Here is a 24,119-nt window from a genome sequence, read left to right on the forward strand (position 1 = left end):
GAAATTTGTCTCCGGCTTCCTTCAGATTCCAGGTCTCCCTGGACACCCTTGCCTTTGACTAACGGCTACAACGACCTTCGCCGCTCGGGACTTGAACCCTAGAGTTTATACCCCTGCCGGGCACACAAAAAGAGATGCCTCTTTGTTAAGAGACATCTCTGATGATTATTCTGGTTATGGCAGTTGTGTGGTGCCCATCATAAATCGGTCACATTCACGGGCTGCTTCTCGTCCTTCATTGATAGCCCATACAATCAGACTCTGTCCGCGACGCATGTCACCAGCGGCGAATACACCTTCCACATTGGTTGTGTATTTGCCATACTGAGCAGCTACGTTCGTGCGAACCGTCGTTTCAATTCCAAGTTTATCAATTAGATCCTGCTCAGGACCACTGAAACCGATCGCAAGCAAAACAAGATCAGCAGGCCACACTTTTTCTGAACCTGGTATTTCCGTTCTCACTTTATTGCCATCATCGTCATAGGACAACGCTACATTAATCGTGTGCACTTCTTTAATTCTTCCATTTTCATCCCCGACGAATTTTTTCGTCATGACAGCATAAGCACGTGGATCGTCACCGAATGTGGCTTCTGCTTCTTTTTGTCCGTAACCTACGGTGTGAATTATTGGATATTGAGGCCAAGGATTCACTTCATTATCACGCTCTGACCCTTTTTTATCGTATATATCGAATTGGGTCAGGGACTTACATTCATGTCTGACGGAAGTAGAGATACAGTCTGTCCCTGTGTCACCGCCGCCAATAACGATGACATGTTTATCTTTGGCGCTAATGTAATTCTCATCTTCATGATTTGAATCAAGCAGACTCTTCGTGTTGGCATAAAGGAAATCCATAGCATAGTGGATCCCTTTTAACCCTCTTCCTTCTACCTCCAGGTTTCTTGGAGTAGTGGCTCCTCCACAAAGGATCACGGAATCGTACTCTTCACGAAGACGAGAAACAGGGTAGTCTCTTCCCACTTCTGTGTTTGTTTGAAAACGAATCCCTTCTTGTTTAAGGATATTCACTCTTCGCTCCACGACTTCATAAGGCAGCTTCATTTCAGGAATACCATAAGTTAACAGCCCGCCTATGCGGTCGCTACGTTCAAATACAGTAACCCAGTGCCCTGCTTTGTTAAGCTGGGCTGCTGCGGCCATACCTGCAGGTCCGGAACCTACAACAGCCACGCTTTTTCCTGTTCGTTTCTCTGGCGGCTCAGGGACTACCCAGCCTTCAGCAAATCCTTTTTCAATAATGGAACGCTCAACTGATCGAATAGCTACAGGCGGTTCATTTATACCCAGCACGCAGGCTCCTTCACATGGAGCCGGGCAGGCAAATCCCGTAAATTCAGGAAAGTTGTTCATTTCATGTTCTTTCTTTAATGCTTCTTTCCACTGACCTCTATAGACAAGGTCGTTCCATTCAGGAATTAAATGGTATACGGGACAACCGGTGGTCATGCCTTTGATTTCCATTCCTGAATGACAAGTAGGTACGCCGCAGTCCATGCAGCGCGCCCCTTGCTTTTGTGCTTCCTCGTCTGACATGGGTAAAGTATAATCTTCCCAATCTTTCGTTCTAGTTGCCGGATCACGCTCAGGTATCGACTGACGCTCATATTCCATGAATCCAGTAGACTTTCCCATCAGATCTCCCCCTCTGTTGTTATTTTACTGTTTCTACTGGCTTATTACTTTCTTCAAATGCAGTCATTTCAGCATCAAATTTCTCCATACCTTCTTCTCTCAAGCTCTGGATACGTTCCTGCATAGCAAGATAAGCTGTCGGTATGACACGAACAAATTTAGAGACGAAGGCATCCCAATTATTCAAAATGCGCTGACCATTTGTGCTGTTGGTATAAGCCACATGCTTTTCAATCATTTCATAGAGCTCTTGAATTTCCTTAGAGTCTGTCAGTTTTTGAGTCTGTACGAGTTCATGGTTGCATTTTGTCTCAAAAACTTCTTCGGTTTCGTCCAGCACGTAAGCGACTCCACCAGACATTCCGGCGGCGAAGTTGCGGCCCGTTCCCCCAAGAACGACCACTTTCCCGCCTGTCATATACTCACATGCGTGGTCTCCGACTCCTTCAACGACCACCTCTGCTCCACTATTACGTACACAGAAACGCTCTCCGGCAAGTCCATTTATATAGGCTTCTCCACCAGAAGCTCCATAGAGTGAAACGTTACCGATAATCGTATTTTCTTCTGGAACAAAAGTGGATCTAGGAGATGGATGTACAATGATTTTACCTCCGGACAGTCCTTTTCCGACGTAATCATTGGCGTCCCCGACGAGTCTAAGTGTCATTCCTTTAGGGATAAAAGCACCGAAACTCTGGCCGGCTGATCCTTTAAAGGTCAGACGGATCGTGTCTTCCGGAAGACCTTCCGCTCCATATTTACGTGTGATTTCACTTCCTAAAATGGTACCGGTCACCCGGTGGATATTTCGAATGGAACCTGTTCCTTCCACAGGCTCTCCGGTTTCGATTGCTTTTTTGCAAAGTGGAAGCAGTTCTTCTACATCCAATGTTTTTTCAAGACCATGATTCTGTTTTCTAATCGCATAGCGTCCATAATTATCAGGTACGACAGGCTGATAGAGAAGGGCCGATAAGTCGACACCTTTGGCTTTCCAGTGGTCAATTGCTTCGTTAGCCTGCAGTACATCAGTACGTCCAATCATTTCATTGATCGTACGGAAACCAAGCTCAGCCATTAATTCTCTTGCTTCCTGGGCAATAAAACGCATGAAGTTTTCCAGGTGATCGGCCTCTCCAGTGAATTTCTTCCTGAGTTCAGGATCCTGTGTAGCCACACCTACCGGACAAGTATTCAAATGGCACACACGCATCATAACGCAGCCTAATACGACAAGCGGGGCTGTAGAGAATCCATATTCTTCAGCTCCAAGCAAGGTCGCAACGACTACATCGCGTCCTGTCATCATTTTCCCGTCCGTTTCCACGACAATACGGTCACGAAGACGATCCAGTACAAGGGTCTGGTGCGTTTCGGCAAGGCCGATTTCCCACGGAAGACCCGTATGCTTAATACTTGTTCTTGGAGCCGCTCCGGTTCCCCCGTCATAGCCGCTGATTAAAACCAGGTCCGCCCGGCCTTTAGCAACACCGGCTGCAATCGTACCTACACCAACCGCTGAAACAAGCTTCACACTTACGCGTGCTTTAGGGTTCGCGTTTTTCAAATTGTAGATCAATTCTGCAAGGTCCTCGATTGAATAGATGTCATGGTGCGGCGGAGGTGAGATCAACTCAACACCAGGTGTAGATCCGCGTACTTCTGCAATCCACGGATACACTTTTTTACCAGGAAGGTGTCCGCCTTCTCCGGGTTTTGCACCTTGCGCTATTTTTATTTGAATTTCATCTGCGTTGACTAAATAGTGACTCGTTACTCCGAAGCGTCCGGAAGCTACCTGCTTAATGGAGCTTCGGCGGGTATCACCGTTATCATCAGGAGTAAAACGATCCGGATCTTCTCCGCCCTCTCCCGTGTTACTGCTTCCGCCGACACGGTTCATAGCGATCGCTAATGCCTCATGCGCCTCCTGACTGATCGAACCATATGACATCGCACCTGTCTTGAAACGGCTGCAGATATCTTCCACAGATTCAACTTCTTCAATTGGCACCGATGGTCGCTTCTTAAAGGACAACAAGCCGCGCAGCGACTGCAGATTATTATTCTCATCTGTCAGCATGTTGGAATATTGCTTGAAAAGGTCGTAGTCATTGCTTCGGCAAGCGTGCTGAAGTGTAGCGATTGTCTGTGGATTATACTGATGATCCTCTCCGTTTTCACGGTACTGGAATTCATCTCCCGCTTCTAACTTACGGTTACCTCCACGGTTCTCTGTATAAGCTTTCTCATGTCTCATTAATACTTCTTTTTCAATAATATCTAAACCAATTCCGCCAAGACGGGAAGCTGTACGTGTGAAGTATTTATCGACTACATCTTTCTGAATACCGACGGCTTCGAAAATTTGTGCGCCGCGGTAACTTTGAATCGTAGATATCCCCATTTTTGAAAGGACTTTAATGATCCCGTCTGTTGCCGATTTAACGTACGTTTCCACCGCAGCTTCATAGGAATCTACTTGAATATCCCCGCGGTCTACAAGGTCGCGGATCGTGTCATAGGCTAAATAAGGGTTAATTCCCTCTGCTCCATAACCTAATAAAGCAGCGTGATGGTGAACCTCTCTAGGTTCCCCGGATTCAATCAATAGACTGACTTTCGTCCTCGTCCCCTGACGGATTAAGTGGTGGTGAAGACCGGAAACAGCTAAAAGAGCAGGTATAGCGGCTTCTTCTTCATTTACACCTCTGTCAGACAGGATGAGGAGAGTCGTTCCTTCTTCCACGGCTTGATCAGCTTCTTCAAACAAACGATCAAGCGCCTGCTCCATCTTGTTTTCTTTTGCTTCAAATAAGATGGATAGAGTGCGAGCTTCAAACCCTTCTATTGACTGCTGACGCAGCTGTTCCAGTTGACGATTCGTTAATACTGGAGTTTCCAGCCTGACCTGGCGGCAGCTGTCCGGTTTCGGCTCTACTAAGTTCCCTTCGGCTCCGATCGTTGTTTCTACCATTGTAATTAATTTTTCACGAATGGCATCGATCGGCGGGTTGGTCACCTGTGCAAACAACTGTTTAAAATAGCTGTATAACAGCTGCGGTTTTTTAGATAGGACAGCAAGCGGTGAATCATATCCCATAGAACCTACAGGGTCCTTCTGGCTGGATACTAAAGGAACAATAATTTTATTTAATTCTTCTGTTGTGTATCCGAAAGCGAGCTGCTGATCGATTAATGGGTTGATCGGACGGTGTTCTACCGTTGGTTCCGGTAAATCTTCCAAGTCATACTTATGATTGTCAATCCACTCCTGATAAGGGTGTTCCCTCGCAGTTTGGAGTTTGATATCTTCATCCGGAATAATTTTACCTTCTTCTAAGTCCACAAGAAGCATCTTCCCTGGGTGAAGACGATCTTTATACAAAATATCGTCCGCAAAGATGTCCAGGGCTCCTACCTCTGAACCCAGCACAATCATTCCGTCTTTTGTAACGTAGTATCTTGCCGGTCTTAAACCATTCCGGTCCAAACAAGCACCAATTTGCTTTCCATTGGTGTAAGCAAGTGCTGCTGGGCCGTCCCATGGCTCCATTAACGTACTATGGTATTCATAAAAGCTCTTTTTATCCTCATGGATGGTATCGTCATTTGCCCAGGGCTCCGGCACCATCATCATGGCTGTATGAGCAAGGGAGCGTCCTGATAAATAAAGGAATTCAAAAGCATTATCAAACATAGAGGAGTCACTGCCCTCTGAATCAATGATCGGCAGAATCTTCTGCAGGTCCTCTTCACTGAAATACTCAGAACTGCAAAGCTCTTGACGGGCTCTCATCCAGTTAACGTTACCTCTTAATGTATTAAATTCCCCGTTGTGGATCGTGAACCGGTTCGGGTGTGAACGTTTCCAACTAGGGAATGTATTCGTACTGAAACGGGAATGGACTAAGGCCAGAGCCGTTTTAAAATCAGGGTGGTTCAAATCTATATAGAAGGAATCCAGTTGTTCTGGAATCAGCATTCCTTTATAAACAATTGTATTGGAAGATAGACTGCACATATAAAAGTCGTCATAGCCTTCTTTACCAGCTATCTCTATTTCTGCACGCTTTCGAATGATGTACAGACGACGCTCCAGATCCATTTGCGTCTTAACATCTCCTGAAGGTGCAACAAATCCCTGGCGGATGAATGGTTTCGTCTTCTTAGCATCATCCCCAACGAATGAATCATTGATTGGCACTGTACGCCAGCCTAAAAAGGTTTGTCCTTCTTCTTCCACAATTCTTTCGAATATGCGTTTGCATTCCATTCGAGTATCGTGGTCTTCTGGAAGGAAGAACATTCCAATTCCATACTCCCCCGGTTCTGGAAGTTCAATGTCTTCTTTCTCACACTGTTTCTTAAAGAAGTAATGAGGGATCTGGGTTAGAATTCCCGCTCCATCACCAGTACTGATATCAGCGGATTGTCCTCCGCGGTGTTCCAGGTTACAAAGTATAGTAATCGCATTTTCAACAATGCTATGGTTTTTTGTTCCATCGATATTCGCAATCATTCCTATGCCACAAGCTTCATGTTCATTCTCAGGATGATATAGACCCTGCGGTACAGGGTAGCCGTTTTTTTGCATATTCATTCCCCCTAGCGGACGTATTCTTGTAGGTCAAAAGTAGAAATTAAAAAATTCTGTCTTTTTAGTTTCTTACAAGTATATCATGAAAAATTAGATGATTCACGCTTTCGTGACAGTATTTGCGTTTATTTTCACAGTAATGAAATAATTCCAAACACGCGTAAACACATTCATTTAGATATTGTAAGCGCAATCATAAAAGTTTATTTTTTTGAAAAATTTTCTTAATTTTTTTTACTATCATCGCCCTTTATTTTGTTTAATTGAAGAAAATCTCTGTATATATACACCATTCATCGAATGAATATACAATTACGAAAAATAAAGGACTTCGGGCAGGGTGTTACGAAAGCAGTAAAAGGAGAAAGGAGAACTTATCATGAGCCAGCTGAGAATTAGAGATTTTGGAATTGATATTGGTACATTAAGTACGGGCAAGCGAAATGCCATCACTGATGTAGAGGGAGTGCGGGTAGGACATTGCACGTTAAGTAAGGGAAGTACTCAAACTGGTGTTACAGCCATCCTGCCACATGAGGGAAATATCTTTAAAGAAAAATTAATAGCATCGAGCCACATTATTAATGGGTTCGGAAAAACGATGGGAACTGTTCAAATGAGTGAACTAGGAACCCTTGAAACACCTATTCTTCTCACGAACACTTTGGGGATAGGAACGGCTTCAGAGGCAATGATTGAATACATGCTGGAACACAACCCGGAAATCGGGCGTTCGACAGGAAGTGTGAACCCTGTCGTGGGAGAGTGTAATGATATGTTATTAAATGATATCAGAGCCCTGTCCATAGAAAAAAGGCATGCGCGCCAGGCGCTGGAAGAAGCAACTTCCGAATTTTCAGAAGGAAGTGTGGGAGCAGGGAGAGGAATGGTTTGTTATTCCTTAAAAGGAGGGATCGGGTCTTCTTCCCGACTGGTTGAACTCAGTCACGGAACTTATACGATTGGAGTCCTCGTACTGTCTAACTTTGGACGTCTGAGTGATTTGATTGTGAATGGCAAGCCTGTAGGTGAGCAGTTAAGGCGCCATGTCACGGCTTCAAATGCTGCCGATAAGGGCTCGGTAATGGTTATTGTGGCGACCGATCTTCCTGTTTCGGAAAGACAATTAAATCGTATTATAAAACGCTCGGTTACCGGTCTTTCACGCACAGGTTCCTTTATTACGACGGGAAGCGGAGATGTAGTGATTGGTTTTTCTACCGCTGCTAAAATACCGCATCAGGCAGACACTCCTCTCCTTTCTATTCAGACCATTCACGAAGAGGACATCGATGAAGCCTTTCGTGCCGTAAGTGAAGCTACTGAAGAAGCCGTATTAAATTCATTGATTACAGCCGATTCAGTCACCGGCAGGGATGATAAAGAGGCCCACACCTTGAGATCATTATTAGAAAAGTATCCAGTCTCCCTCTTATAAGAATAACGGCATAAAACCTGTTGATACCAAAGAAAAGCTCCCATTACTTGAAGACTCAGTTTCAAGATAATCGGGGTCCGTTACGTTAACTGGAGAAGGGCTGGTGGGGAAATAACTCGCTTTCCTGTGGGGGAACTGGCAAGCCTCCTCAGTCGTTAACACTCCTTGTGGGGTCTCGCCTAGCTCCTTCTCCCACGGGAGTCTCGCTATTTCCCCACCAACCCAGCCACAGGAGAATAACGGACCCTTCCAGAAGAGAAAAATTCTTCTGCTTCATCTGAATTAAATCCTTTTAGGACAAGCTATTGCGGGTAGTTCCATCCTGAAAATGGGCAGAAAACCATATGATCTAATTTTACATCACGCGGAGGATATTTGAACCCGTTTCGAGCTCCTGATTTAGCAAGGTCCGAAGGGGGATGATGAAGACTCCTGCGGGATAAACATGATCGGTGAGACCCCGGAAGTCGAAGACTGAGGAGGCTCAGCACATGCCCGCGGAAAGCGAATCATCCCCCGAAGGACCTTCCTCATAACCAATATCTCGAAACTGAGTCTTAAAGTAAACGGCCCTTTTCTTTAATAAACTGCTTATTAATAATTAACAACACCGTTTAAAAGAAAAAAGATCAGTTCCTATGCCAGAGAACTGATCTTTTTTCTTTTATGCGGCTTTGCGGTTGCGATCATCACGACGTCGGTGATAAATCACATTGATTTCTGCGCCGACCATTAAAATAATTCCGGTCAAGAAGAACCACAGCATTAAAATAATAATACCACCAAGGCTTCCATACGTAGCAGAATAGTTGGCAAAATTACTCACATAAAATGAAAATGCTAGAGAGATTAACTGCCATAAAGCTGCCGTAATAATGGCTCCAGGAAGAATATGTTTAAACGGTATATTCTTGTTCGGTGCGAAATGATATAAAGCCATTAGAATTGCTCCAATAACTAACACACTAATAACCCATCTCAATAATTGAAAGATAATAACCGTCTGTCCAGGCAGGTTAAATGTATCATTCATAAAGTTGATTAACACATCGCCGAAAACAGGAAGAACGAGCGCCACTACAATGGCTAAAATCATACCAAGTGTTAATACAATGGATAACAATCTTACTTTAATAAAGGAACGGGTTTCTTCCACGTTATAGGCCTGGTTAGCCGACTGAATAAAAGCATTCACTCCATTAGAAGCCGACCACAACGTACCGAGAATACCAACGGTCAAGAGGCCGCCTTTAGGCTGCTCGACAATACTGATGATATTTTCACGAAATACTTCTGCCGTGTCACTAGGAATCACCTTACCAAGCGCATTAATAGCCGCTTCTGCTTCTATATTCAAGTAAGGCAGAATAGATAATAGTAAAATAATCATAGGAACTATAGCAAGTAAGTAATAATATGCCTGGGCAGCACCCAGAATTGGAATATTATCTTTTTGAAACTCATGGACGAGTTCTTTCACGTAACTGACTAACTTTTTCATAAAAAATAATCCTCCTGTCTAACCATCCTTTTGTATCCTTTCCCCTTTCTGGAAGATTATTAACCTTCTAAATTCAGGTGAAAGGGTAAAAATGGAAGATTAGAAGAAGGATCTATTCTTTCCTTTTGGAAGAAGACAGAATTCCCATCGCTTCTCGGTATTTAGCTACGGTTCGCCTGGAAATCGTAATCTGGCTGTCGTTTTTTAGTTGATCAGACAGTTTCTGATCAGAAACCGGGCGCTTTTTATTCTCTTTATCAATAAGATCTTTAATCATTAATTTGACCTGACTTGCAGATACGGCTTCCTCTTTGTCCTTATTAAGAGCAATACTAAAGAAGAATTTAAGCTCGTACACGCCTCTTGGGGTTTGAATAGCCTTATTAGCTACGGCACGGCTCACGGTCGATTCGTGCATGTCAATTTTCTCTGCGACTTCCTTTAGCGTCATGGGCAGCAAAGCTCCGCCCTCTAAAAAAGATGTCTGCTTCTCAATGATTACTTCGGCCACTTTCAAGATGGTCGATTTTCTTTGCTCTAAACTTCTGATCAGCCAGGAAGCTTGCTTATAACAATTATCGACATAAGGTTGAACCTGAGGGGAGCCAGCTGATAGATCCGCAATGGTAGGATCCATTCTGACCGAAGATGCGATCGACGGGATATAGGTCAGTTTAAATACGCCCTGCTCTTTCTTTACGATTAGATCAGGAGTCAAGTAGGTGGTGGTCTGTTCATTAATCCCCGTCATTGGATGGGGCTGCAGCGTTTTTAATACAGTAAAAACACTCTGAATCTGCTCAGTAGCAACTCCTAATTGTTTAGCGAGCTTGCTCCATCGCCTCTCCGCCAGATCAGTCAGATGGTTTGAGACCACTTCATATACCCATTGATCTTCTGGATACTTCTTTTTCAGTTGATAAAGGAGGTATTCCTGCATTGTAAAGCAGCCTAGACCACTAGGTTCTAACTCTTTAATCAGCTGGAGAGCCTGCTCTATTTTCTCTTTCGGAAAGGATAGGTGGCTGGTAATCTCACTAATCGATATTCTAAGATATCCTTGTTCATCTAAATTCAGGAGTAAGAAGCGGCTGATTTTCTTTAAATCTTCCTCTATCTTCATCCAATTAACTTGATCTACCAGTTTTTCTCTCCACCCTTTTTCACGGGCAGCGAAGTATTCCACAGGGTTAGTTGTCGTGGTTTTATTGATTTTACCAGCTGAACTGCTACTGTTCATCGGTACTTCATCTATAGTAAGGACGGGGTTTTCTAATGCCTGCTCCTCTAAATATTCCCACAAGTCTGTTGTAGAGTACTGCAGCAAGGAAATGGCTTGACGTATCTCCGGGGTCATCATTAATCCAACGGTCTGAGTCTGGGTCAAATTAAGGTTCACACCAATATCCTCCTCGATATGATAACGCTTTCAAATTTATAAGTCTTTCTTTTTATATTGCAGGAAATTACAAGAATTTTCAAGATGGGACAAGACAAATAAATAGTGGTAGTCTATTAAATGATCATTTAATAGACGCCTCCTGATTGTGTAAGGACCGGCTCGGCCATGCACGAATGCAAGGCCGTTTTACATTGCCGCAGCACGTGGCGTTCTTAGGTGAAATTCGTACCTCTCGGAAGTTTAACATACCCAAATAAAAAAGCCGGTACATGGGTACCGGCCAGAAAAATCTTTCCTAAAATGTTCCACGTGAAACAATAGAATTAAAGCACGTGAGAAGCTAAAGTTTTTTGTACATCTTCAATCGGACTATTCTTTTTGAAAAGCTTCCCGATCGGTTCACTGTGGCCTGAAATCCAGATTTTTAATTCTGAATCCAAGTCAAAACTCCCTGCTGTCTCAACGCTAAAATGCGTAATGCTCTTATAAGGGATGGAATGGTACTCCACTTTCTTCCCGGTCATTCCCTGTTTATCTACCAGCAGCAAGCGTCTATCAGTAAAAACAAATAAGTCCCGAAGTACTTTAAAGCCGCTTTCGATTTCTTCATAGTCTACTAAAATATCATCCAGCTGTTCTTCCAGCTTCTCAATATTCGCTTCACTCGCATTTCCCATTAATTCATCAAAAAAACCCACTGTTTACTCTCCTCTCTTACTGCATAAATCTTAGCAAAATACATTCACTAGGATTTACTTCAATAGAAAGATTCCCTTTCTTTGAACTGAAAATGCGCTTTTTATTTTGCAAAGCCTGCCATTTTCCTTTGCGGATAGGGATATGGGCCGTACGCTTCTCCCTGTGGTTCCGATTAAAAATATAAACCATATGTTCATCATGCGCCTCATGACCAAACGCATCGACTCCGTTGTCAATCCATCTTTCAAAGCCGAATAGATCTTCATGAAGGTCATGCGGTTTCCAGTGGCCAGTACGAAGCACAGGATGCTCTTTTCGCCACTTGCCAATTTGTTTATACCACTTCAGCAAATCCTGCTCCTCATTGCCCCATGGATAAGGCTTACGGTTGTCCGGGTCAGCTCCCCCGTCCACTCCGGCTTCATCTCCGTAATAAAGAGAAGGAATGCCGGGGAACGAATACAGCCATAAGCTGAGGGCTTTGACCTGGGCCCGGTTAATGTTTACCCGGTCTTCCTCATCCATATCATCAGGCAGGTAATCGTGCAGCATCGTAATAATTCTCTCCACATCATGGCTCGAAAGCATATTCATTAAGGCATAAAAGTATTCCTGTGGATAGTGCTCATTGAGCGTGGTCAAACGACGGTTCACAAAGAAAGCATCTACTTCACCTTTCATGAAGTCGAGCATTATTCTTCGAAGCGGGTAGTTCATTACCGAGTCCAGTACGCCTCCGAGAAAATAGTCTCTTCGATTTCCATAAGAACTTTTATTCGAAGCATCTTCCCATACTTCCCCGAGAAGAACGCTCGATTTGTCCCCTTTTTTCAATTGCTGGTAAAGCTTCTTAATCAGATCGTCCGTCAGCTCATCTGCAACGTCCAGACGCCAGTGATTTACTCCTGACCTTTGCCACGATTGGATGACACTGTTTTCATCATCTACCAGAAAGCTTTGGTAGTCTTCGTTCTCTTTATTAAGCGTTGGAAGGGTCCCCACTCCCCACCAGGCATCGTAGTCATCCGGATAGTGGTGGAAGGTGTACCAGCTATAATAAGGAGATTCCTTCGATTGATAGGCTCCTAAAGAGTCATATTGATTTTCCCTATTAAAATATATACTATTACTGCCTGTATGGCTGAATACACCATCGAGCATGATTTCTATGCCCCGGTCAGCTGCTTCTTTAATTAACTGCTCAAATTCTTCCTTTGTACCGAGCAGGGGATCAATTTTATGATAATCACCGGTATCATATCGGTGGTTACTTTCCGCTTCAAAAATCGGATTCAAATAGATAACCGTAACTCCAAGAGAAGCAATATAGTCTAACTTTTCCTTAATTCCCTGCAAGTTACCTCCGAAAAAGTCCCAGCGCACAACCTCGCCTCGTTCATTTCGAATATAAAAAGGATCATTTTCCCAGTGCGCATGAATTAAGCTCGTTTTTGGAGCTTTGGTCGGGTCAAGCGTACCACCAGCAAAGAATCGGTCTGGAAAGATTTGATACATGGTAGCGTTTTTCCACCAGTCAGGTGTCTGGTACTCGGGATTATAGACCGTGATTTGCCAGGAAGGAGGCACATGGTCATAAATGGTGCCTTCCCCGCTTTCAAAGATATTTTCCCGACCGTAAAACAAGGTATGATCCGTCAGATTGACTTCGAAAAAGTACCAGATTAACTGAGGTTCATCCGGCATCGTAATCGACGTTTCATACGAGTCGAACTGATGCTCTTCGCTGTATAAATCCATCTTTTTTGTTTTTTCTGTATCGGTTTTATCAAGAATATAATGAAGAATGACCTGAGAAACCTCAAACCGATTATGAATATCAATGGATAATGATACCTTTGAACCTTTTGGTGCTGCACCAAAAGGTTCTCTATAGGTTAAGTCAAAACTATTATGATAAATGTCCCTTTGTTTCACTTAAACTCCCCCTAAGACCTCACTTTAACATTCGCGTGCGCTGAATCTGCCAAATATCAGTAGCATACTCCTCGATCGTCCGATCACTTGAGAACTTCCCGGATTTTGCAATGTTAATTAAACTCTTCTTGTTCCATTCTCTCTGATTCAGATAATCCCGGCTCACTTTCTGCTGAGTAAATAGATAGCTGGCAAAATCTTTTAGTACAAAGAACTCGTCGTTGTAGGTAAGCAGTGCATCATAGATTTCCTGGAAGTCGGTTTCTCCCTTTGAAAAAGGACTGTAGTGCACCAGCTGGTCTAAGGTGTGTCTTACTCTTGAATCATTTTCATAGATTTCTCTAGAGGAATAGCTGCCATTACGGTAATACTCCAATACCTCTTCTGAACTCATTCCGAACGTATAGATGTTATCGTCTCCGACCAGGTCGTGGATTTCCACATTGGCGCCGTCCATGGTTCCTACTGTTAACGCTCCGTTCATCATGAACTTCATATTTCCTGTTCCGGAAGCTTCCTTACTGGCCGTTGAAATCTGTTCACTCACATTACTGGCAGGAATGACGCGCTCAGCAATGGATACAGAATAGTTTGGTAAAAAGACTACTTTAATTTTATCCTTCACATCACGGTCATTATTGACAACATGAGCGATTCGATTAATCAGCTGAATCACCTTTTTAGCAAAATGATAACTAGAGGCTGCCTTAGCTCCAAAGAAAAAGGTTCTAGGCACAATATCCAACGCAGGGTCGGATTTAATCTCATTGTATAAATGCATAATGTGGAGTGCGTTCAGCAGCTGGCGTTTATATCCATGAAGCCTTTTAATGTGGACATCAAATATCGAGGCGGGATCAACGGCGATCCCCTGTGTCTCCTGAACCCAATCAACTAACTTTTGTTTGTTTTCCTGTTTAATATCATGTAAACGATCTAAGAATGCTCCATCTTCCTGTTTGGTCAGTAGATCGGATAATAGTTTAGGCTGCTCAATCCAACGATCGCCAATGGCTTCGGTAATGGCTGAAGTCAAAGGTTTATTCGCGTGAATGAGCCATCTTCTATGAGTAATGCCGTTCGTTTTATTATTAAAACGCTCAGGAAATGTATCATAAAACCTCTTCATTTCCCGTTTCTTTAAAATTTCCGTGTGGAGTTTCGCTACTCCGTTCACACTATGACTGCCGACAATAGATAAATGAGCCATTTTCACCTGGCCGTCAGCCACAATGGCAAGGTCCGCAATCCTGTCAAAATCTCCAGGATACGTACGCCATAAATCCTGACAGAAACGCTCATTAATCTCTTCAATAATCATAAAGATGCGGGGAAGGAGAGAGCGGACCATATCTACTGGCCATGACTCCAGTGCTTCACTGAGTGTTGTGTGGTTCGTATAAGAAACAGATGATTGCGTAAGATCCCAGGCTTCTTCCCATCCTAAACCTTTTTCATCCATTAGGATGCGCATTAATTCAGGAATGACAAGAGCAGGGTGTGTATCGTTGATATGAAGAGCAGCTTTATCCGGGAAAGATGTCCAGGGCAGATCCAGACGTTCAAACGAGCGTATAACAGACTGAACCCCTGCAGACACAAGGAAATATTCTTGTTTTAGTCGTAATCTCTTTCCTTCCTGCGTGGAATCATCCGGGTACAAGAAGGAAGAAATAGACTCAAGCTCCCGCTTATAATCTAAAAAAGAAGCCGAGTTATTTTCGATTTGGGCTTTTCTTAATGTGTTCTCAACGATTGGCTCCGCCGACCATAACCTAAGCGTATTGACCGTTTCATTATTATAGCCTGCGATCGGAACATCATAAGGTACAGCCTGAACCTGTTCGTAGTTTTTATATTCAAAGTGAAGAGGACCAGAATCATTTTTCACCGTTTCAACGTTACCGCCGAACCGGACTTCCACCGCTTCTTCAGGACGGCGGACTTCCCAAATAAAGTCCTGGGACAGCCAGTGGTCCGGAAGTTCTACCTGCTGGCCGTCTATAATGTGCTGTTCGAACATTCCATATCTGTAACGGATGCCATATCCATGTCCAGCTAATTCCAACGATGCCAGTGAATCTAAGAAACAAGCTGCTAAACGGCCTAATCCGCCATTTCCAAGTCCCGCATCATGTTCCTTCTCCTCAAGGTTAGAAAGTTTCAGGCCTAAATCCTCAAGCCCCTCTTCCACTAGAGATAACATCTTCAGGTTAAGTAAATTATTTCCGAGCAGGCGGCCCATTAAAAATTCCATAGAAAAGTAATAGACTTGCTTATTCTTATTCGTCCTGTAATCTTCATTCGTTTTAACCCAATTCCTGCTGATTCTCTCCTGAACAAGTGCACCTAAAGCTTTGTAAGCATCGCGCTCTGTGGCCTCTTCTGCCTTTTTCCCGAGTTTTGTTTCCAGCTTAGTTTTAAACGCCTCTTTAAACTCTTCTTTATCGCTGAATATCACAGTCACACTATCGTCTCCTCTCATCACTCCTGCTACTGAAGCATAGATTTATATAAATCCATGTACTCGTTTGCAGAGGTCTCCCATGTGAACTTGCTCTTGCTAATATTATTGACTAATTTTTCCCAAGAAGCGGGATCATGATAGAATTCGATGGCTCTTCTGATCGTATAAAGCATGTCATGAGCATTATAATTCTCAAAGGTAAAACCGTTCCCTTCTCCTGTGCTCTCTAAGAAAGGATGGACGGTATCCGCTAAACCGCCAGTTTCTCTCACAATAGGAGCCGTCAGGTAGCGCAATGCGATTAATTGCCCGATACCACACGGCTCAAACCGGGACGGCATTAAGAACATGTCGCTTGCTGCATAGATTTGTCGGGAAAGAGGCTCCGAAAACGTAATATTGGCGGAGATTTTATCCGGGTGGCGTTCCTGTGCCCATTGAAACATCTGCTCATATTCCTCTTCTCCCGTACCCAATAACACAATTTGTACATCTTCTTCGGTTAGAAGATCATCAATGACATGACCAATGAGATCGAACCCTTTTTGTTCAACCAATCTGGAAACGATGCCAATCATAGGTACATCTTCCCTGACCGGTAAACCTAATTGCTCCTGAAGCCACATCTTGTTCTGGGATTTTTGAATGAATGAAGTGCGGAATGGAAAAGCCAGAGCTTCGTCATTCATAGGGTTATAATTTTCTTCATTAATCCCATTGACTATACCGACTAACTCATTGGAACGCTTTCTTAATACTCCGTCTAGGTTTTCCCCGAAATAAGGCGTTTGAATCTCTTTTGCGTAAGTTTCACTGACGGTTGTAATAAAATCTGCGAAGTTCAGTGCGCCCTTCATAAAATTGACGTCACCGTAAAATTCGAACGTGTCTTCTGTCATCATATTCTCATCGTAGTCCATTAAGTCATGGGCTACTGATCGAGCAAAAACCCCCTGGTATTTCAGGTTATGGATGGTAAAGACCGTTTTCATCCCCTGAAACTTTTCCACATCTTTATAGTGGGTATGTAACAAGGCAGGAATTAACCCACTTTGCCAGTCGTGGCAGTGTAAAACATCGGGGCGCCAGTCTAACGCATTTACCATTTCCATAATCGCGCGATTGAAAAAGACAAACCGTTCGGCCTCATCATCATATCCATATAGGCTCGAGCGTTTAAAATAGTATTCATTATCAATAAAATATACAGGTACACCTTCGTATTCTATATATTCAACTCCTGCATATTGGTTCCGCCAGCCCATTTGAACATTCAGTTCGTCCAGATGAGTCAGCTGCATTTTCCAATGGTCATCCATATTTTCATACTTGGGCAGTACCACTCTTACGTCCGCCCCTTGTTCTCTCAGGGATTGAGGGAGAGATCCTAACACATCTGCCAGGCCCCCCGTTTTTATAAATGGGGTACATTCCGACCCTATCATCAATACGTTCATTGTGGTTCACTCCTTTAATTGTTCACTACATCACTTATTATGACCGATAAAATAGTAAAGATGATGAAAAAGGGCTGTCAGAATAAATTGGTTCAGACAGCCCTTTATATAAAATTCTACATTGTTTTTCGTTTAGGCAAAACAAATGGTTTCTCCGGGGCTCCAATTAATGTGCGGCTTTCGGAAATGCTGCAGTCTTTATCCAGGATGACATTTTCCAGGACAGCATTACTTTCAATTTCACAGCGCTGCATAATGATCGAATTCTTAATCACTGCACCTTCGCCTACCTTAACGCCACGGAACAGAATACTATCTTCCACATGCCCCTCAATAATACATCCATTGGCGACTAAGGTATTATTCACGTTAGAAGAAGTTGCATATTTAGCAGGTGCCTCATTCTTAACCTTCGTTAAGATCGGTGCTTCATCTCTGAATAATTCATCACGCTCGTCCACGTCAAGCAGCTTAGCGCTGGCACGGTAATAGCTTTCTACAGAATTCACGAGAGCGTGTACGCCCTCATATTCAAAGGCATGTACATGAAGATCTGGAATCTTGGCTTTAATCCCATCGAGGAAGAAGTGTGAACAGCCATGGGCAATACACTCTTCCACTAATTCATACAAATAATCTTTTTTGATCAGATACATATCCATATAAACATTTGTATTGGATTGATCGTTGTTAACGGAAGTTACTCGATTCTCTTCATCAATATCCAGTTTATGAGCCATCTGATGTTCAGGGTAAAGCTCATCCACTCTCGTATAAATGACCGTAACGTCGGCATTTACATCTTTATGTTCTCTAAGCACTTCCTCGAAGTTGATATTACAAATGTGCTGGGAGCCTGAGACCAGAATATAGTCAGCCAGGGTACGCCTTAGAAAATCTATATTGTTATGAAAATGCTGTAGATCTCCTCTGGAGATATCAGTAGGATCATTCCAGTCAGGCGGAAGGATGAAAAGACCTCCGCGCTTACGGTCCAAATCCCATGCTTTACCCTGTTCTAGGTGGTCCATCAAAGATCTGTATTTGCGACGGGCAAATACGGCGACTGATTCAATGCGCGAATTTGTCATGTTGGAAATTGTGAAATCAATCATTCGGTAACGTCCGGCAAATGGAACCGCAGCCCCGCACCGGAAATAAGTTAGTTCATCTAATAAATCCTGTTCATGATCCAAGTTTATAATTCCTGCTATTTGATCCATAGAATCCTCCTCTTAACTATTAGCTGCATAGCTTGATGCCATGACGCTGCCTTCTTCTGCTACAAGCGTAATTTCACTGTCTGGTGCAGGATCACCAATCACTGCTCCATCCTCAATAACGCTTCCTTTTGCAATGATAGCGCGATTAATTTTTACATTTTTACCGATCTTCACATCAGGCATGACTACGGAATCCTTAACGATGGAGGATTCGTCAACATGCACCCCATAGAAGATAACGGAAGTATCAATCGTTCCATAAATTCGGCAGCCTTCATTAATCAGAGCATTCCTGACTGTGGCAGAAGGTGCAATGTATTGGGGTGGCTGATTTGGATTTTTAGAATAGATTCTCCATTTATAATCGTTCAAATTAAGTTCCGGTTTAGGCTGGAGTAAATCCATATTGGCTTCCCATAGACTGTCAACGGTACCAACATCCTTCCAGTAACCGTCAAAAGTGTAGGCCATTAACTTCTTATCATCTTTAAGGAAAGCCGGGATAATATCTTTTCCGAAGTCATGGGAAGAATCCTCTTTCTCCGCATCTTCGATCAAATACTGCTTCAGCACGTCCCAGCGGAAAATGTATACGCCCATAGAGGCGAGGTTACTCTTCGGAAATTCAGGTTTCTCATCAAACTCATCGATTCGGCCATTTTCCTCCGTATTCATAATGCCAAAGCGACTGGCGTCTTCCCATGGCACTTCCAAAACAGAAATGGTAGCGTCAGCTCCCGATGATTTATGATATTCAAGCATATCGGCATAATCCATTTTGTAAATGTGGTCACCGGAAAGAACAAGCACATGCTCCGGATCATATTGATTCAGGAATTCCAGGTTCCTGTAAATGGCGTTGGCTGTTCCTTCATACCAGCCTCCTCCCTCTGCCTGCATAAACGGAGGAAGCACGGATACTCCGCCGTATTTACGGTCGAGATCCCAGGGTGCACCAATACCGATATAATCATTCAAAATAAGAGGCTCATATTGAGTGAGAACCCCAACTGTATCGATTCCTGAATTGGTACAGTTACTTAAAGGAAAATCAATGATCCTGTATTTGCCGCCAAAATATACCGCAGGCTTGGCAATTTTCTTCGTAAGTGATTTTAATCTTGTTCCTTGACCTCCAGCTAACAGCATAGCTACACATTCTTTATTTTTCATGATTTTCCTCCTTGGATACTGAAGTTCTTTTCAAGAAGCTCACACCGAGCGGTGGAATTGTCATGGTGATATGTTGATCTTGACCTTGCCAAGGTTCAGGAATTGTTCCGAGCGGTCCTCCATTGACCTGACCCGAACCTCCGAAGCGTTCCGCATCACTCGAGAATATTTCTTTGTATGAACCATGTTTCGGTACTCCTACTTTGTAATCGTGGTAAACCTGAGGAGTGAAGTTGCAAACGACGATTAGTTGATCGTTTGATGTACGGCTGTTCCTTGCGAATGATACAATGCTTTGATCGTAATTCTGGGCATCAATCCATGAAAATCCTTCTTCTTTGTGATCAAGTTCCCACAAAGGAGCCGTGTCCAGATAAAGCTGGTGAAGTTCTTTCATGTAATTCTTAATGGCAGCGTGGGAGTCATACTCCAGGAGCTCCCAATCAAGATCTTCAAGGTCTTTCCATTCATCGAACTGACCAAACTCACCTCCCATGAATAATAACTTCTTACCAGGGTGGGCATACATGAACCCTAAGAAAGCTCGTAAGTTTGCGAACTTCTGCCAATAGTCGCCCGGCATCTTATTTAGTAACGATTTCTTTCCATGAACAACTTCATCATGGGAAATCGGTAATACGAAATTCTCTGAGAAAGCGTAGAACAATGAGAATGTAATGAGATTATGGTGGTACTTACGATGAATCGGGTCTGTCTCCATATATTTGAGCATGTCATTCATCCAGCCCATATTCCATTTATAGTTAAAGCCGAGTCCCCCAATATAGGTGGGAGAACTGACTAATGGCCACGAAGTTGATTCTTCCGCCATCATCAGTGTATCTGGAACTTCTTCAAATACAGCCTCATTCATCTTCTTAATGAAAGAAACCGCTTCGATATTTTCACGGCCTCCATATTCATTCAGTTCCCATTCTCCTTCGTTCTTGCCAAAGTCTAAATATAGCATGCTCGCCACAGCGTCGACACGCAGGCCATCCAGGTGATATTCCTTCAGCCAGTAAATGGCATTGGATATTAAGAAGCTGTGTACTTCACTTCTGCCAAAATCAAAGGTTAACGTACCCCACTGCGTCTTTTCCGCTTTACTTGGGTTCTGATATTCATAGAGGGCTTCCCCGTCAAAACGTCTTAGCCCGTGTTCGTCTTTGCAAAAGTGACCGGGTACCCAGTCCAGAATGACTCCGAGTCCATGCTGGTGACATTGATCGACAAAATATTTAAAATCGTCCGGTGACCCGTAACGGGAAGTCACCGCAAAATAACCAGTTGTCTGATAGCCCCAGGAACGGTCAAAGGGGTGTTCCATAATTGGAAGGAGTTCAATATGTGTATAGCCGAGACCCTTAACATAAGGAATAACCATATCAGCATATTCACGATAATTGTAGAAAACTTCAGGTTCGATATACTTCCATGAACCTAAATGAAGCTCGTAGATAGAAACAGGAGATTCATAGATGTTTTTAGCTTTTCTTTCATTCATCCATTCACTGTCATTCCACGTATAGTTATCAAGAGGATATACGACAGAAGCCGTATCGGGGCGCAATTCGCTGGAAAAAGCGTAAGGATCAGCTTTCAAACGAAGATGTCCATGAGCCGTTAAAATTTCATATTTATAGATGGTGCCTTTCTCAAGGTTCGGAACAAATGCCATCCATATTCCATTTTCGTTCACTTTCTCCATGGGATTCTGTCTTCCATCCCATTCATTAAATATACCTACCACACTTACCTGTACGGCATTGGGTGCCCAGACTGCAAAACGAATTCCTTCTACTCCGTCCTGTACATCCGGGTGGGCCCCAAGAAGCTGATAACTATATCGAAGATTTCCTTCATGAAATAAGTATATATCGTGTTCTAACGTTGTTTCATTGGCCACACCATCACTCCTCTATCGATTAGAAATATAGTTTGTTCGCTAAACCCAGAAATCATGCTAATTTCTGCTATATTCTTATCATAAAATCCAAGGTTAGCTTTTACAATTGAATTTAATAAAAATTTTCTGAAAAGTTTTGTCGATTTTTGCCTAAAGTCATAAAAATTAATCGAAATGGATCCATGTGCCAAATACGCTCAAATAGGAAGCGCTTACAATGATTTACTCCATCTATTCCACTATACCACACCCTAAAAACCTCAATTTTATAATTTACAATAAATGGATGACCTGAGGTGGATGATGTTGGAAGATGCATTTTCTGGTAATATATTTGTAATAAAGTTTATGGTAATATATTGGTTTCACCAAAATTATTTAGTGGTAAAGACAGAGTAAACGAATGAAGAGGTGAGTGGTTATGTCATTAGCAGGGATCAGTTTACTGATTATCGCAATATCCTTTGCTTTAATCGCCATATTTGTGGTGAAGACATTGAAAGCAGCATCCAATACAATGTCGAGTGTCTCTTCTACTCTTGAAAAAGTAGAGGGACAGATGCAAGGGATTACAACAGAATCAGAAAGCTTATTAAAGAAAACAAACAACATTGCAGCAGACGTTGAAAATAAGACCCAATCGTTAAACGGGTTGGTAAGTTCATTACAAAACGTTGGTTCAACTGTAGGGAACGTTAATCAATCCTTACAGGGAATGAGTGAAAGTGTGGCTCATGCATCCAATAAACGAAACGATCAAGTGGCTCAAGCCATGCGATGGGGCGATGCAGCTCTCAATCTGTATATGAAATGGAAAAGAACTCAAAGAAAATAGGAAAGCGAGGCTTACACAATGGACTATTTAGGAATTGGTGTACTTATTATAGGGATAGCTTTTGCAATTGTCTCCATATTTTTAATTAAAGCATTGAATAATTTGGCCAATGTTCTTGGAGGAGTTCGCAAAACCGTCGATCAACTGCCGGATCAATTGGACTCTGTTATGAAAGAAACTTCGAACGTTCTTAACAACAGTAATGATACATTAGCAGATGTTAACGAGAAGATTCGTGCCTTGAGCCCTCTTTTCTATATCATCGGGGATATCGGAGAATCTTCCAGAAAGCTGACATCCTCTCTAGTGGACATGACTCAATCCATGAAGGAAAGTACACACGAAGGTGAACAGAAAATTAACGAGGAAGGCTGGCGCGGCATTTATGGAGCGCTTGCTCTAACCTACTATTTAACCCAAAAGCGTAAAGAGTTAAAAACCGCACGTATAGGAGGTCAATAATGAGCAAAAAAGACTGGCTAACTGGTTTGTCCATAGGGACCTTGGGGGGGATGAGTGCTCAATCACTCAAGAAAAGCCCTTCTGTTTATAAAATGAAGTTTAAACGCAAGAAAGAAAGTTTTGTAGAAACCGGTAAGGAGAAGTACAGAAACATGCAGTCAGCCAGACAAGAACTGCAAAGAAAAGCTAAAACTAATACAAAGGGGAAATCAAACATGGAAAATAATCAAACGACTCAAAACCAAAATCAAAATCAGCCTAAACGCGGAGGCAGAAAGCTTCCACTTGCGATTATTACAGGTGCTGTTATCGGTGGAGCCTTTATTTTAATCAAGGATCCTCAAGAGAGACAACGCCTGAAAGAAGGTTCCCGCTCCACGAAAGAATCTGTAAGTGGATTTGCTTCTGAAGTAAAAGAAGATCCATCAGGTAAAAAAGACGACATTATGACTCGAGTAAAACGAGTAGTGAACATCACAAACGAAGCTATTTCAACGATTCAGGAAGTCTTCAACAATCAGGGTAAAGAGATTACGGATAAAGTACAGGATATTAAAGAAGAGTCCGAAGAAATTATCTCCACAGCTAAAGATGCCGGAGAGGATCTTCAGGATGCAGGCAGCAAAGCTAAAGAAGCAAAAGAAGAATTAACTGACTCTGAAAACGAAGCAGCTGCTTCTTCTGAGAAGGAAGATAATGTAGTAAGTGTAAATAAAACTCGATAAAAGATAAAAATAGACTCTACTAGTGAAATTCATTAGTAGAGTCTTTATTTTGGAAGTCCTGCTTTCTATAGCAGGTTTCTTTTTTTGATCAAATACATACACTTATTCAGGAAATTTTGCCGTATTGGTCATCCTTCCAGACAGTATCTGGACTAACTCATGGCAGATCTATTAGTTACTCTGACTATCGATATCCTGACAAGAATCTAATAGATTTCCCAGGTGTTTTGTTAAATATTATTTTTGACTTTTCATTAGAGGCTTATTACACAATAGAGCCGGATTGTGGAAGACCCGAATTCGAGATATTGTGTGGAGAAAGAGGCGGAAGGGAACGGCTCGGCCAGCTGCATCGCCCAGACACTCGCGCCATAAGCAGAAAATTCAACGGGACGAAAGAGCGCATCCCTTTTGATTTTCCTGCTTATGCGTGTCGTGTCTACCGGGGCCGGTTCCGCTTTTGAACACTTTCCGCAGGCATGAGGTGAGCTTCCTCAGGCTTGAACTGACCCCCTAAAATTGGACACGTTCCTTAAACTTATCACGCCGATTCTTGAAACTGGGTTCGATAAGAAACGGGGCTCATTCTGAGCTTTGATTTGATACGTTTATGGTTATAGTAATGGAT

At 42.9% G+C, this 24,119-nt stretch carries 16 protein-coding genes; 4 read left to right on the forward strand and 12 right to left on the reverse strand.

What is annotated here, in order from left to right:
- Positions 1–174: 174 nt before the first annotated feature.
- Together ACTWPM_RS19500 and gltB are read right to left on the reverse strand one after the other, a co-directional pair.
- Complete coding sequence (locus ACTWPM_RS19500) at positions 175–1,662, reverse strand: glutamate synthase subunit beta (RefSeq protein ID WP_443134649.1); 1,488 nt, start codon at positions 1,660–1,662, stop codon at positions 175–177.
- A 19-nt stretch (positions 1,663–1,681) separates the two neighbouring features.
- Positions 1,682–6,262, reverse strand: coding sequence for a glutamate synthase large subunit (gene gltB, locus ACTWPM_RS19505; protein ID WP_443134650.1), 4,581 nt, complete (start codon positions 6,260–6,262; stop codon positions 1,682–1,684).
- Between the two features lie 382 nt (positions 6,263–6,644).
- Between gltB and ACTWPM_RS19510 the strand changes: the two genes are divergently transcribed.
- A complete protein-coding gene (locus ACTWPM_RS19510) occupies positions 6,645–7,703 on the forward strand; it encodes a DmpA family aminopeptidase (RefSeq protein WP_443134651.1) in 1,059 nt (352 codons plus the stop codon).
- Positions 7,704–8,367: 664 nt separating this feature from the next.
- On the opposite strand, the gene ACTWPM_RS19515 is transcribed toward ACTWPM_RS19510, so the two are convergent.
- The 9 genes from ACTWPM_RS19515 to glgB form a co-directional block, all read right to left on the reverse strand.
- The gene (locus tag ACTWPM_RS19515) at positions 8,368–9,204 is read right to left on the reverse strand and encodes a YihY/virulence factor BrkB family protein (protein ID WP_443134652.1); all 837 of its coding nucleotides are present in this window, start codon (positions 9,202–9,204) and stop codon (positions 8,368–8,370) included.
- Positions 9,205–9,316: 112 nt separating this feature from the next.
- Positions 9,317–10,603 carry an RNA polymerase factor sigma-54 gene (gene rpoN / locus ACTWPM_RS19520; protein WP_443134653.1) on the reverse strand — a complete coding sequence of 429 codons (1,287 nt, stop codon included), beginning with the start codon at positions 10,601–10,603 and terminating at the stop codon, positions 9,317–9,319.
- 326 nt (positions 10,604–10,929) lie between these two features.
- The gene (locus ACTWPM_RS19525; RefSeq protein WP_443134654.1) at positions 10,930–11,304 is read right to left on the reverse strand and encodes a PH domain-containing protein; all 375 of its coding nucleotides are present in this window, start codon (positions 11,302–11,304) and stop codon (positions 10,930–10,932) included.
- A gap of 16 nt (positions 11,305–11,320) precedes the next feature.
- A complete protein-coding gene (locus tag ACTWPM_RS19530; RefSeq protein WP_443134655.1) occupies positions 11,321–13,240 on the reverse strand; it encodes a glycoside hydrolase family 13 protein in 1,920 nt (639 codons plus the stop codon).
- 19 nt (positions 13,241–13,259) lie between these two features.
- Positions 13,260–15,698 (reverse strand): glycogen/starch/alpha-glucan phosphorylase, encoded by a 2,439-nt coding sequence (locus ACTWPM_RS19535; protein ID WP_443134663.1) that lies wholly within the window; start codon positions 15,696–15,698, stop codon positions 13,260–13,262.
- A 35-nt stretch (positions 15,699–15,733) separates the two neighbouring features.
- On the reverse strand, positions 15,734–17,164 hold the full coding sequence (gene glgA / locus ACTWPM_RS19540) for a glycogen synthase GlgA (protein ID WP_443134656.1): 1,431 nt from the start codon (positions 17,162–17,164) through the stop codon (positions 15,734–15,736).
- Positions 17,165–17,280: 116 nt separating this feature from the next.
- Complete coding sequence (gene glgD, locus ACTWPM_RS19545) at positions 17,281–18,387, reverse strand: glucose-1-phosphate adenylyltransferase subunit GlgD (protein ID WP_443134657.1); 1,107 nt, start codon at positions 18,385–18,387, stop codon at positions 17,281–17,283.
- A 12-nt stretch (positions 18,388–18,399) separates the two neighbouring features.
- Complete coding sequence (locus tag ACTWPM_RS19550) at positions 18,400–19,560, reverse strand: glucose-1-phosphate adenylyltransferase (protein WP_443134658.1); 1,161 nt, start codon at positions 19,558–19,560, stop codon at positions 18,400–18,402.
- A complete protein-coding gene (glgB, locus tag ACTWPM_RS19555; protein ID WP_443134659.1) occupies positions 19,550–21,469 on the reverse strand; it encodes a 1,4-alpha-glucan branching protein GlgB in 1,920 nt (639 codons plus the stop codon). Before glgB ends, ACTWPM_RS19550 begins: the two co-directional genes overlap by 11 nt.
- A 421-nt stretch (positions 21,470–21,890) precedes the next feature.
- Here glgB and ACTWPM_RS19560 point away from each other — a divergent pair, with 421 nt between their 5' ends.
- Genes ACTWPM_RS19560 through ACTWPM_RS19570 form a run of 3 tightly spaced genes read left to right on the forward strand, consistent with a single transcriptional unit; the run spans position 21,891 to position 23,491 of the window.
- Entirely contained in the window at positions 21,891–22,304 is a 414-nt protein-coding gene (locus ACTWPM_RS19560; RefSeq protein WP_443134660.1) for a DUF948 domain-containing protein, read from the forward strand.
- A gap of 18 nt (positions 22,305–22,322) precedes the next feature.
- The gene (locus ACTWPM_RS19565; RefSeq protein WP_443134661.1) at positions 22,323–22,766 is read left to right on the forward strand and encodes a DUF948 domain-containing protein; all 444 of its coding nucleotides are present in this window, start codon (positions 22,323–22,325) and stop codon (positions 22,764–22,766) included.
- Positions 22,766–23,491 (forward strand): hypothetical protein, encoded by a 726-nt coding sequence (locus ACTWPM_RS19570; RefSeq protein WP_443134662.1) that lies wholly within the window; start codon positions 22,766–22,768, stop codon positions 23,489–23,491. Before ACTWPM_RS19565 ends, ACTWPM_RS19570 begins: the two co-directional genes overlap by 1 nt.
- Before the next feature lie 541 nt (positions 23,492–24,032).
- Here the strand turns inward: ACTWPM_RS19570 and ACTWPM_RS19575 are convergent.
- Positions 24,033–24,119, reverse strand: an 87-nt coding sequence (locus ACTWPM_RS19575; RefSeq protein ID WP_443134088.1) for an IS3 family transposase, incomplete at its 5' end; no start/stop codon positions are given.

Source organism: Halobacillus sp. K22 (genome assembly GCF_052246795.1).
In the GTDB taxonomy this organism is placed as follows: domain Bacteria; phylum Bacillota; class Bacilli; order Bacillales; family Halobacillaceae; genus Halobacillus.

Coding starts and splice junctions, on each gene's coding strand:
- ACTWPM_RS19500 (WP_443134649.1), bottom strand. CDS start 1,662: ATGGGAAAGTCTACTGGATTCATGGAATATGAGCGTCAGTCGATACCT.
- gltB (WP_443134650.1), bottom strand. CDS start 6,262: ATGCAAAAAAACGGCTACCCTGTACCGCAGGGTCTATATCATCCTGAG.
- ACTWPM_RS19510 (WP_443134651.1), top strand. CDS start 6,645: ATGAGCCAGCTGAGAATTAGAGATTTTGGAATTGATATTGGTACATTA.
- ACTWPM_RS19515 (WP_443134652.1), bottom strand. CDS start 9,204: ATGAAAAAGTTAGTCAGTTACGTGAAAGAACTCGTCCATGAGTTTCAA.
- glgA (WP_443134656.1), bottom strand. CDS start 17,164: ATGAACGTATTGATGATAGGGTCGGAATGTACCCCATTTATAAAAACG.
- glgD (WP_443134657.1), bottom strand. CDS start 18,387: ATGGATCAAATAGCAGGAATTATAAACTTGGATCATGAACAGGATTTA.
- ACTWPM_RS19550 (WP_443134658.1), bottom strand. CDS start 19,560: ATGAAAAATAAAGAATGTGTAGCTATGCTGTTAGCTGGAGGTCAAGGA.
- ACTWPM_RS19560 (WP_443134660.1), top strand. CDS start 21,891: ATGTCATTAGCAGGGATCAGTTTACTGATTATCGCAATATCCTTTGCT.
- ACTWPM_RS19565 (WP_443134661.1), top strand. CDS start 22,323: ATGGACTATTTAGGAATTGGTGTACTTATTATAGGGATAGCTTTTGCA.
- ACTWPM_RS19570 (WP_443134662.1), top strand. CDS start 22,766: ATGAGCAAAAAAGACTGGCTAACTGGTTTGTCCATAGGGACCTTGGGG.